This is a genomic window from Streptomyces sp. NPDC097640, assembly GCF_040302705.1.
In the GTDB taxonomy this organism is placed as follows: domain Bacteria; phylum Actinomycetota; class Actinomycetes; order Streptomycetales; family Streptomycetaceae; genus Streptomyces.
Genome location: NZ_JBEOSB010000005.1, coordinates 96,365 through 107,791 on the forward strand (window position 1 = coordinate 96,365; position 11,427 = coordinate 107,791).

Consider the following 11,427-nt stretch of genomic DNA (forward strand, 5'->3'; position numbering starts at 1 on the left):
AGGCGGTGCGCCCGTGTGGCGGTGCGCCCGTGTGGCGGTGCGCCCGTGTGGCGGTGCGCCCGTGTGGCGGTGCGCCCGTGTGGCGGTGCGCCCGTGCGGTGGTGCGCCCGTGTGGCGGTGCGCCCGTGTGGCGGTGCGCCCGCGTGGCGGTGCGCCCGTGCGGCGGAGCCGCGTATCGGCAGGAGTCGCGTATCGGCAGGAGTCGCGAAGGGGCGTAGGGACTGTGTGCGGCGGCGCCGTGCTGGAGGCTTCGCCTCAGCCACCCGGGGTCTGGGGGCGGAGCCCCCAGTTTCGGGAAGGGGCGGGTAGGGGAAGAGGCTCGCCGCGGCGAGGAGGGGAAGAAGCCCGCCGCAGGCGTCAAGACCCGCCGGGTGCGCCCTACCGCAGGCGCTCCACCGCCACCCGGTGGTGCGCCGTGCCCGTGACGACCGTCAGCTCGGGCGCCGCCTCGGCGAGGGGCTTGCGGCTCAGCCAGGCCAGCAGCGCGGAGGCGTACGCGGCCGGGTCGCACAGGTCCGCCCGGCCGTCCTCGCCGGGCGCGGCCGTCAGCCGCACCAGGTCGCCCCGACGGGTGCGCACGGTGCAGCGGTCCGGGCCGCTCACGTACACCGCGAGCGCGCAGTGCGGATGGCGCGCGAGAACCTCCGCCGTCCAGACGGCAGACGGGCCGACCCGTGGGTCGTCCTCCGCCGCGTACCGCACGATCACATCCGCGACGCTCAGCCGCCCGGCGTCCCGCGTGTCCTCGTGCACGGCCGTGTGCACGGCCGTGTGCGCGCCGTCCGCGTCGGGGTCCTCGGGCTCGTGGGCGGCGTCGGCGTGGCGGGTGACCGCGACCTTCGGCGGGTCGGCGCCGATCAGCCGGGTCAGGACCCGTACGGGCGCGGTGCGCTCCGCGGGCTCGTACGGCGGCAGGGGCAGCCGGTCGAGGAGGGCGGGGCGGGCGGCGGGCTCGGGGATGCCGATGAGGCGGTAGAAGAGGCGCCGCAGCAGCGCGGCGGAGCGGCCGGGGGAGGAGGTGGTCTGGGCGGCCAACTCGGCGTAGCGGCCGGGGTCGTGGCCCTCGACGGCGCGGTCGATCTGCGTGCGCAGCCCGCCATGCGGGCGGAGTCTGGGGGCGGCCCGGCCGAGCGCGGCGACGGGCGAGGCGGGGTCGAGGTCGCCGTCGGGGAAGGCGCCGAGGAGGACGGGCCTGCCGAGGGACGCGGCGTAGTACGTGACGCTGCCGTGGTCGCCCAGGACGCAGTCCGCCGCTATCAGGGCCTGTCGCCAGCCGTGCAGCGGATCGATCAGGCCGAGGCCGGCCCGCCGCGCCCGGTCCAGCCACCCCCGGACCTGCCCGGGGCCGTGCCCGTACCAGATGTTGGGGTGCAGCACGGCCACCGCGCGGTACTCGTCCGCGGGCAGCTCGGCCGCCAGGCGGGGCAGCAGCCAGGGCAGCAGGTCGCCTTCGCCGCCGTCGCCGAAGAGGGAGCGGGGCGACCAGGTGGAGTTGACCACGATCAGCCGCTGGTGCGGGCCGACCCCGAGGGCGCGGCGGAACCGCTCGCGGTACGGCAGGGCGTCGAGGACGCGGTCGTAGGCCGGATCCCCGGCCAGTACGGCCGTGGGGACCGCCTCCGGGCAGGCGGCGGCCAGCCGGTCGAGCTGCTCGGGGTGGGACAGCACGGTGGCGGAGGCGAGGGGGCGCCCGTCGTGCAGCAGCCACTCGGGCGAGAGCCCGAAGACCGGTGTTGTCCGGTGTTGTCCGGTGTTGTCCGGTGTTGCCAGCCTTTTATTGTACCCAACGCCATGGGGAAGCACCGCCAACCGGCCGCGCAGAGCATGGAGTTCGCCGCCGTAGCCGGCGGATATCGCCAGGGCGACGGGGGTGTCCTTCGCCTGCCCCCAGGGGAGGACCGGCACCTCCGCCGAGGCCAGCAGCTCGGGCACGCCGGCCAGAAACGGCGAGGACCCCGTGCAGGTCGCCACCAGCTGCACCCGGGGGTCGTCGCGGAGCAGCGGCAGCACATCCAGCAGTCGGGTCGCGGACGTCACGTTGTGCACCACGAGGAGCACAAACCGGACATCCGCCCGGGTCGTCCATCTTTCCGCGTCGGCGCCGACCGGAACCCTCAGTCGCAGCGTGTCCGTGCCCGTCATCCTGGCGATATTACCGTCGGTGACGATGGCTACCCGCCGCCCCGCATCGATCTTTGTCCTGCGAGTGGGGAAAGTTAGCAGCAATCCGTGCGCAGATTCTTCCCAGGTGCGGAAGCCGCTGCTACGTTCCTCACGAAAGCCCGACACTGGTGGCCGAATCTGGGCGGGGAGGGGACTGTGAGACGTATGACGGCGCGACCGGCCAACGCCCATCAGGCCCGCCTGCTCAAGCTGTTGCGTGACGGCGGCCCCAACTCCCGTGCCCAGCTGGGCGACCAGGTCGAACTGTCCCGGTCCAAGCTGGCCGTGGAGGTGGACCGGCTGCTGGAGACGGATCTGGTGGTGGCCGACGGACTCGCCGCCTCGCGCGGCGGCCGCCGCTCCCACAACATCCGGCTCAACCCGGGCCTCAGGTTCCTCGGCGTCGACATCGGCGCGACATCGGTCGACGTCGCCGTCACCAACGCGGAGCTGGAGGTCCTCGGCCACCTCAACCAGCCGATGGACGTCCGCGAGGGCCCCGTCGCGGTCTTCGAGCAAGCCCTGGACATGGCCGGGAAGTTGAAGGCCGCAGGGCTCGCCGAGGGCTTCGACGGCGCCGGGATCGGCGTCCCCGGACCGGTGCGCTTCCCCGAGGGCGTCCCGGTGGCGCCGCCGATCATGCCGGGCTGGGACGGCTTCCCCGTGCGGGAGGTGCTCAGCCAGGAACTCGGCTGTCCGATCATGGTCGACAACGACGTGAACCTCATGGCGATGGGGGAGCAGCACGCCGGAGTCGCCCGCAGCGTCGCCGACTTCCTCTGCGTCAAGATCGGTACCGGCATCGGCTGCGGCATCGTGGTCGGCGGCCAGGTCTACCGGGGCACCACCGGCAGCGCGGGCGACATCGGCCACATCCAGGCCGTGCCCGGCGGCAGGCCCTGCGCCTGCGGCAACCGGGGCTGCCTGGAAGCCCACTTCAGCGGTGCGGCGCTGGCCCGCGACGCGGTGCAGGCGGCCCAACAGGGCCTGTCCACCGAGCTCGCGGCCCGGCTGGAGGCCGGCGGCACCCTCACCGCCGTCGACGTCGCCGCCGCGGCCACCGCGGGTGACGCCACCGCGCTGGAGCTGATCCGCGAGGGCGGCACCCACGTCGGCCAGGTCCTGGCCGGTCTCGTCTCCTTCTTCAACCCCGGCCTGTTAGTGATCGGCGGCGGAGTAACCGGCCTGGGCCACACCCTGCTCGCCGCGATCCGTACCCAGGTCTACCGCCAGTCGCTGCCGCTCGCGACCGGCAATCTGCCCATCGTCCTGGGAGAGTTGGGCCCCACCGCCGGAGTGACCGGCGCGGCCCGGCTGATCAGCGACCACCTCTTCTCACCCGCCTGAGCGACCGCCTCCTCTCACCCGCGCTCCTTTCACCCGCGCTCGTCCCACCCGCGTTCCTCTCACCCGCGCTCGTCCCACCCGCGCTAGCGATCCGACTCGTGTAGACCCCGTCTCCTCGGCCGCTCGGCCCGTGCGGCGCCCGGCTCTGCCGTGCGCCCAAACACCCCGCACCTTCCCCGCAAACCCCCCGCCCTGTACGAAATACGCCTGCCCGGCGCCGCGCCGGCCGCAGGCGCAGCACGCCCTGCCACCGGCCCGCGCGTCCGCCGAGGGGAACCCACATGGCCTCAGAACCACCGCTGCTCAGCATGTCCGGGATCACCAAGTCGTTTCCCGGAGTCCGTGCCCTGGACGGCGTCGACCTCGACGTCCAGGCCGGTGAGGTGCACTGCCTGCTCGGTCAGAACGGCGCCGGGAAGTCCACCCTCATCAAGGTCCTGGCCGGCGCCCATCAGCCGGACGGCGGCACCATCCGCTGGCGCGGCGAGCCCGTCACCCTGCGCTCGCCGATCGCCGCGATGCGCCTGGGCATCGCCACCATCTACCAGGAGCTCGACCTGGTGGAGCACCTGTCGGTGGCGGAGAACGTCCACCTCGGCCACGAGCCGACGGCCGCCGGATTCGTCGTACGGGGCAACGCGGCGCGTGCGTCGACGGCCGCACTGCTCAAGCGGCTGGGACACCCGGAGATCGATCCGGCCCGGCCGGTGGCCGAACTGTCGGCGGCCCAGCGGCAGATCGTCTCCATGGCGCGGGCTCTCTCGCACCACGTACGGCTCATCGTCATGGACGAGCCGTCCGCCGCGCTCGACCCGGACGAGGTGAACAACCTCTTCCGCATCGTCGGCGACCTGACCGCCGACGGTGTGGCCGTCGTCTACATCTCGCACCGCCTGGAGGAGATCCGGCAGATCGGCGACCAGGTGACCGTGCTCAAGGACGGGCGGGCGGTCGCGGGGGGGCTGCCCGCCAAGACGACCCCGACCCGGGACGTCGTCGCCCTGATGACCGGCCGCAACGTCGAGTACGTCTTCCCCGAGCGGCCCGCGAGGCCACCCGCGGGCGACCCCGTGCTCCGGGTCCGCGGGCTGGCCCGCGACGGCGAGTTCGCGCCGCTCGACCTCGACATACGGCCGGGTGAGATCGTCGGCCTCGCCGGGCTGGTCGGCTCCGGGCGCTCCGAAGTCCTGGAGACGGTCTACGGCGCCCGCAAGCCCACCGCGGGCGAGGTCCTCGTCGACGGCAGACCGCTGAAACCCGGCAGCGTCCGCGCGGCCGTGCGCGCCGGGCTCGGACTGGCTCCCGAGGAGCGCAAGGCGCAGGCCCTGCTGATGCTGGAGTCCGTCACCCGCAATGTGTCGGTCTCCACCCTCTCCCGCTTCTCCCGGGCGGGCTGGATCGACCGGGGCGCCGAGCGGCGCGCCGCCCGGGCCGCGGTGCGCGAACTGTCGCTGCGGCCCGACAACCCGGAGGTGCCGGTGCGCACCCTGTCCGGCGGCAACCAGCAGAAGGCCGTCCTGGCCCGCTGGCTGCTGCGCGGCTGCCGGGTGCTGCTGCTGGACGAGCCCACCCGCGGCGTCGATGTGGGCGCCCGCGCCGAGCTGTACGCGGTCGTCCGCCGACTGGCCGACGAAGGCCTCGCGGTGCTCCTCGTCTCCAGCGAGGTGCCCGAGGTGCTCGGCCTGGCCGACCGGGTGCTGGTGCTCCGCGAGGGGCGGGTCGTGCACAGCGCGCCCGCCCGGGAGCTCGACGAACACCGTGTCCTCGACCTCGTCATGGAAGGAAGCCCGGCGTCATGACGCAGCACGTCTCCCCGCCCCGGGACGCCGCAGGCAAGGCGCCGGCGGCCGACCGTCCCCCGGCCTGGCGCGGCCTGCGGGCCCGCGTCGACATCCGTACGCTGTCGCTGCTCGGCGTGCTCGCCGTGCTCGTCGTCGTCGGCGGTGTCACCAAGCCCGACGAATTCCTCGACACCCACAACCTTCAGCTGGTGCTCACCCAGGCGTCGATCATCGGCGTCGTCACCGTCGGCATGACCTTCGTCATCACCTCCGGGGGCATCGACCTGTCGGTGGGCGCGATCGTGGCGCTCTCCTCGGTGTGGGCGACCACGGTCGCCACCCAGGAGTACGGGTTCGCCGGGATCCTCTTCACCGCCGTGCTGGTCGGCCTCGGCTGCGGCCTGGTCAACGGGCTGCTCATCGCCTACGGCGGCCTGGTCCCCTTCATCGCCACCCTCGCCATGCTCGCCTCGGCGCGCGGCCTCGCCCTCCAGATCACGGACGGCAGCACCCAGATCGTCACCGTGGACGGGATCCTGAACCTCGGCGAGCGCGACTCCTACGTCCTGGGCATACCGCCCCTGGTCATGGTGTTCGCGATCGTGACGCTCCTCGGCTGGTTCGTGCTCAACCGGACCACCTTCGGCCGGCGCACGGTCGCGGTGGGCGGCAACGCGGAGGCGGCCCGGCTCGCGGGCATCGACGTCCGGCGCCAGCGGCTCTATCTCTATCTGCTGTCGGGCCTGTGCTGCGGCATCGCCGCCTTCCTGCTGATCGTGCTGTCCGGCTCCGGCCAGAACACCAACGGCAACCTGTACGAACTCGACGCCATCGCCGCCGCGATCATCGGCGGCACCCTGCTGACCGGCGGCCGGGGCACCATCACCGGCTCGGTCCTCGGCGTCCTGATCTTCACCACCATCACCAACATCTTCGCCCTCAACAACCTCCAGAGCGACGTCCAGCAGATCGCCAAGGGCGCGATCATCGTCGCCGCCGTGCTGGTCCAACGCCGCACCGCGAATACGGCCTGAGGAAAGGGTTCACCCGCCATGCCAGAGCACACCAGCCGCAGAGGACTCCTCTTCGGGACCGCCGCGGTGTCCGCCGGAGCGTTTCTCACCGCTTGCACCAGCAACGAGAACAACGACAAGAGCCCCGCCGCCGACTCCAAGCCGGCCGCCGACGACAAGCCCGGCAAGCACGTCACCATCGGCTTCGCCGGACCCCAGGCCGACCACGGCTGGCTCAACGCCATCAACGAGAACGCCAAGAGCCGGGCGAAGAAATACTCCGACGTCACCCTGGAGACCACCGAGGGCTCCAACGACACCGCGCAGCAGATCGGCCAGATCGAGACCCTCATCAACAAGAAGGTCGACGTCCTGGTCATCCTGCCCGCCGACGGCAAGGCCCTCACCCAGGTCGGCCTCAAGGCCATGAGGTCGGGCATCCCGGTCGTCAACCTCGACCGGATCTTCAACACCGCCCAGGCGTACCGCTGCTGGATCGGCGGCGACAACTACGGCATGGGTCTCAACGCCGGGCACTACATCGGCGAGAAGCTCAAGGGCAAGAAGAACGCGAAGGTCATCGAGTTGGCGGGCGTGGACAGCCTGGAGCTGACCAAGCAGCGCACCCAGGGCTTCGACGACGCGCTGAAGAACTACCCCAACATCGAGAAGGTGGCCCGCCAGGCGGCCGAGTTCACGGTCGAGTCCGGGCAGGCCAAGATGGCCCAGCTCCTCCAGGCCCAGTCGAAGTTCGACGCCCTGTGGAACCACGACGACGACCAGGGCGTGGGCGCGCTGCGCGCCATCGAACAGGCCGGGCGGGACGAGTTCCTGATGGTCGGCGGGGCCGGCGCGCTCTCCGCGTTCCAGGCCATCAAGCAGGACAAGGGCGTGCTGAAGGCCACCGTCCTGTACCCCCCGACCATGGCGGCCTCCGCGATCGACCTCGCCCGCGCCCTCGGCCAGAGCAAGGGCGTCAGCGGCCTCGCCGAGTACGAGATCCCGGCGTCGATCACCCTCTACTCGGCCGTCGTCGACAAGGACAACGTGGACCAGTACATGCCCACCGGCTTCCGATGAGGCGCCCCGCCCGCACCCCCGCCGTGTCATGACGAACAGGAGGACGAGCGCATGGAACAGCCGCAGCAGTCAGCGGAGCAGGAGCCGGCGGCCGAGGCCGCACCGGGGGCCGGAAAACCCCCGCTGCGCGTGGGCATGGTCGGATACGCCTTCATGGGCGCCGCCCACTCCCAGGGCTGGCGCACCGCGGGACGCGTCTTCGACCTGCCCCGGCAGCCGGTCCTGGCCGTGATCTGCGGCCGCGACGCCGCCGCCGTACAAGCGGCGGCGGACCGGCACGGCTGGGCGGCCACCGAGACCGACTGGCGCGCACTGATCGCCCGGGACGACGTCGACCTCGTCGATATCTGCACCCCCGGCGACAGCCACGCCGAGATCGCGGTCGCCGCGCTGGCCGCCGGCAAGCACGTTCTGTGCGAGAAGCCCCTCGCCAACACCGTGCGGGAGGCCGAGGCCATGACCGCCGCGGCCGAGGAGGCGTACCGGCGCGGCCGGCTGCTGGGGATGACGGGCTTCAACTACCGCCGGCTCCCCGCCACCGCCTTCGCCCGCCGCATGGTCGCCGACGGGCGGATCGGCGCCCTGCGCCACGTCCGGGCGACCTACCTCCAGGACTGGCTGGTGGACCCGGAGGCCCCCCTGACCTGGCGGCTGCGCAAGGAGTCGGCGGGCTCCGGCTCGCTGGGGGACCTCGGCGCGCACATCGTCGACCTGGCCCAGTATCTGGCGGGGGAGAGGCTGGCCGGGGTGTCCGCCCTGACCGAGACCTTCGTACGGGAACGCCCGCTGCCCGGCGGCCCCGCAAGCGGCCTGAGCGCCGTGGCCGCGGCGGGCACCGGCGAGGTCACCGTGGACGACGCCGCGCTGTTCACCGGCCGGTTCGCCTCCGGCGCCCTCGCCTCCTTCGAGGCCACCCGCTACGCCACCGGCCGCAAGAACGCGCTGCGCATCGAGCTCAACGGCGACCGAGGCTCGCTCGCCTTCGATCTGGAGCGCCTCAACGAACTGTGGTTCCATGACGCCGGCCAGCCCGGCGCCGAGGCCGGCTTCCGCCGCATCCTGGTCACCGAGCCCGACCACCCCTACCTGGACGCCTGGTGGCCGCCGGGGCACGGCCTCGGCTACGAGCACAGCTTCGTCCACCAGGCCCGCGACCTGGTCCACGCCATCGCCGAGGACCGCCGCCCCGAACCGTCGTTCGCCGACGGGCTCCAAGTGCAGCGCGTCCTCGCCGCGGTGGAGGAGAGCGCGGAGAAGAACTCCGTCTACACCCCCATCGCGGACCCACGACCCTGAGCCGCCGTCGGCCCTCTCCGACGCGGCACTCTCCAGCCGGCGCCCAGCGCGCCGGTTCTCACAGCCCCGGGATGACGGCGCATCCCGGCGTACGCGCCCGACCGTACAACCGGCCCCATTCTGGAGGCATTTCGTGCACGGGAACGACCGCACCACCCGCACCCGAACCCCTAGATCCCCACTGCGCAAGGCGATCGCGCTGCTGAGCGGCGTGCTTCTCGCCGGCGCGGGCCTGACCCTCACCACCCCCCAGGCCGGCGCAGCCGTCACCGGCCAGGACAAGGCCGCGGCGGCCGAGGACTTCCAGCAGGTCACCCTCGCCAAGGGGGAGGCGGAGGTCGGCGAGCCCATGTCGCTGGCCGTCCTCCCCGACCGCTCCGTCCTGCACACCTCCCGCGACGGCGAACTGCGCCTGACCGACGCCGCGGGCAACACCAAGCTCGCGGGCAAGCTCGACGTCTACTCCCATGACGAGGAGGGCCTGCAAGGCGTCGGCGTCGACCCGGGCTTCGCCGACAACCGCTTCATCTACCTCTACTACGCGCCCCCGATGAACACCCCGGCGGGCGACGCGCCGGAGACCGGCACCGCCGCCGACTTCGCGCCCTTCGACGGCGTCAACCGGCTCTCCCGCTTTGTGCTGAAGGCCGACGGCACCCTCGACACCGCCAGCGAGAAGAAGATCCTCGACGTCTCCGCCACCCGCGGCCTGTGCTGCCACGTCGGCGGCGACATCGACTTCGACGCGGCCGGCAACCTGTACCTGTCGACCGGCGACGACACCAACCCCTTCCAGTCGGACGGCTACACCCCGATCGACGAGCGCGCCGACCGCAACCCCGGCTTCGACGCCCAGCGCTCCGCGGGCAACACCAACGACCTGCGCGGCAAGATCCTGCGCATCAAGGTCGAGGCCGACGGCTCGTACTCCATCCCCGAGGGCAACCTCTTCAAGCCCGGCACCGACAAGACGCGGCCCGAGATCTACGCGATGGGCTTCCGCAACCCGTTCCGGTTCAGCGTCGACAAGAAGACCGGCATCCTCTACGTCGGCGACTACGGCCCCGACGCCGGCGCCGCCAACCCGAGCCGCGGCCCGTCCGGACAGGTCGAGTTCGCCCGCGTCACCGGCCCCGGCAACTTCGGCTGGCCGTACTGCACCGGCGCCAACGACGCGTACGTCGACTTCGACTTCGCCACCCGCACCTCCGGCGCGGCCTTCGACTGCTCCGCCCCGAAGAACACCTCGCCGAACAACACCGGCCTCACCGACCTGCCCCCGGCGCAGCCCGCCTGGATACCGTACGACGGCGGATCCGTCCCCGAGTTCGGCACCGGCTCCGAGTCCCCGATGGGCGGCCCGGTCTACCACTACGACCCCACCCTCGACTCGCCCGTGAAGTTCCCCGAGGCCTACGACGGCGACTTCTTCGCCGGTGAGTTCGGCCGCCGCTGGATCAAGCGCATCAGCAGCGACGCCGACGGCACGGTGCAGTCGATCAACGACATCCCCTGGAGCGGTACCCAGGTGATGGACATGGCCTTCGGCCCGGACGGCGCGCTGTACGTCCTCGACTACGGCACCGCCTGGTTCGGCGGCGACGAGCACTCGGCGCTGTACCGCATCGAGAACGCGACCGACGGCCACTCCCCGTCGCCCCAGGCCTCCGCTGACCGCACCTCCGGCCAGGCCCCGATGAAGGTCCAGTTCTCCTCGGCCGGCACCACCGACCAGGACGGCGACACCCTCACCTACAGCTGGGACTTCGGCGACGGCGGAACCTCCACGGCCGCCAGCCCGGCCCACAAGTACTCCAAGAACGGCACCTACACCGCCACCGTCACCGCCAAGGACCCGTCCGGGCGCACCGGCAGCGCCAGCGTGCAGATCGTCGTCGGCAACACCGCGCCCACGGTCGTCCTCGAGACGCCCAAGGACGGTCAGCTGTTCAGCTTCGGCGACGCCATCCCGTTCAAGGTGAAGGTCACCGACCCCGAGGACGGCCGGACCATCGACTGCGACAAGGTCAAGGTCACCCTGATCCTCGGCCATGACACCCACGGCCACCCGCTCACCTCCGCCAACGGCTGCTCCGGCACCATCCAGTCCAGCGCCGACGGCGGCCACGACGAGGACGCCAACATATTCGGCGTCCTGGACGCCGAGTACACCGACGGCGGAGGCGGCGGCCAGGCCGCGCTCACCTCGCACGACCAGAGCGTCCTCCAGCCCCGCCACCGCCAGGCCGAGCACTTCGGCACCAGCTCCGGCGTGAAGGTCGTCGCCCATGACACCGCCCAGGGCGGCAAGGTCGTCGGTGACATCGACAACGGCGACTGGATCGCCTTCAAGCCCTACGTCCTGAGCGACGCCAAGAAGATCACGGCGCGCATCGCCTCCGCCGGCGCGGGCGGCACCCTCGAGGTCCGCGCGGGCTCGGCCACCGGCACCCTGCTCGGCAAGGCCACGGTGCCCGTGACCGGCGGCTGGGAGACCTACCAGGACGTCTCCGCCAACCTGTCCCGCGCGCCGCGCGGCACCACCACGCTCTACCTCGTCTTCAAGGGCGGCAGCGGTGCCCTCTATGAGCTCGACGGCTTCACCTTCACGACCGGCTGAGCCCGCCAAGGGCCACTGAACGGCGGCGGGCGGGAGACGCCGGACTCCCGCCCGCCGTCACCACCCTCATCCCTTCCGGCAGCTACCCCTCATCCCCTCCGGGATCTCGTTCCCCGGACAAGGAGGC

Annotated in this window: 7 protein-coding genes; 6 read left to right on the top strand and 1 reads right to left on the bottom strand. The window is 72.3% G+C overall.

Features of this window, described 5'->3' with window-relative positions:
- Positions 1 to 378 precede the first annotated feature (378 nt).
- Positions 379 to 2,142, bottom strand: coding sequence for a hypothetical protein (locus tag ABTY62_RS09010; RefSeq protein ID WP_352128743.1), 1,764 nt, complete (start codon positions 2,140 to 2,142; stop codon positions 379 to 381).
- A 186-nt stretch (positions 2,143 to 2,328) separates the two neighbouring features.
- Between ABTY62_RS09010 and ABTY62_RS09015 the strand changes: the two genes are divergently transcribed.
- The 6 genes from ABTY62_RS09015 (at position 2,329) to ABTY62_RS09040 (ending at position 11,300) form a co-directional block, all read left to right on the top strand.
- Positions 2,329 to 3,510: an ROK family protein gene (locus ABTY62_RS09015; protein ID WP_352128744.1), complete on the top strand. Its 1,182-nt coding sequence runs from the start codon at positions 2,329 to 2,331 to the stop codon at positions 3,508 to 3,510.
- 281 nt (positions 3,511 to 3,791) lie between these two features.
- The gene (locus ABTY62_RS09020; protein WP_352128745.1) at positions 3,792 to 5,309 is read left to right on the top strand and encodes a sugar ABC transporter ATP-binding protein; all 1,518 of its coding nucleotides are present in this window, start codon (positions 3,792 to 3,794) and stop codon (positions 5,307 to 5,309) included.
- On the top strand, positions 5,306 to 6,325 hold the full coding sequence (locus ABTY62_RS09025) for an ABC transporter permease (protein WP_352128746.1): 1,020 nt from the start codon (positions 5,306 to 5,308) through the stop codon (positions 6,323 to 6,325). Before ABTY62_RS09020 ends, ABTY62_RS09025 begins: the two co-directional genes overlap by 4 nt.
- Positions 6,326 to 6,343: 18 nt before the next feature.
- A complete protein-coding gene (locus ABTY62_RS09030; RefSeq protein ID WP_352128747.1) occupies positions 6,344 to 7,384 on the top strand; it encodes a substrate-binding domain-containing protein in 1,041 nt (346 codons plus the stop codon).
- A gap of 51 nt (positions 7,385 to 7,435) precedes the next feature.
- Entirely contained in the window at positions 7,436 to 8,680 is a 1,245-nt protein-coding gene (locus ABTY62_RS09035) for a Gfo/Idh/MocA family protein (RefSeq protein WP_352128748.1), read from the top strand.
- A gap of 133 nt (positions 8,681 to 8,813) precedes the next feature.
- A complete protein-coding gene (locus ABTY62_RS09040) occupies positions 8,814 to 11,300 on the top strand; it encodes a PQQ-dependent sugar dehydrogenase (RefSeq protein WP_352128749.1) in 2,487 nt (828 codons plus the stop codon).
- Positions 11,301 to 11,427: the final 127 nt, after the last annotated feature.

Excerpts from the sequence above, each read along its gene's own strand:
- ABTY62_RS09020 (WP_352128745.1), top strand. The coding sequence starts at position 3,792 with ATGGCCTCAGAACCACCGCTGCTCAGCATGTCCGGGATCACCAAGTCG.
- ABTY62_RS09025 (WP_352128746.1), top strand. The coding sequence starts at position 5,306 with ATGACGCAGCACGTCTCCCCGCCCCGGGACGCCGCAGGCAAGGCGCCG.
- ABTY62_RS09015 (WP_352128744.1), top strand. The coding sequence starts at position 2,329 with ATGACGGCGCGACCGGCCAACGCCCATCAGGCCCGCCTGCTCAAGCTG.
- ABTY62_RS09030 (WP_352128747.1), top strand. The coding sequence starts at position 6,344 with ATGCCAGAGCACACCAGCCGCAGAGGACTCCTCTTCGGGACCGCCGCG.
- ABTY62_RS09010 (WP_352128743.1), bottom strand. The coding sequence starts at position 2,142 with ATGACGGGCACGGACACGCTGCGACTGAGGGTTCCGGTCGGCGCCGAC.
- ABTY62_RS09035 (WP_352128748.1), top strand. The coding sequence starts at position 7,436 with ATGGAACAGCCGCAGCAGTCAGCGGAGCAGGAGCCGGCGGCCGAGGCC.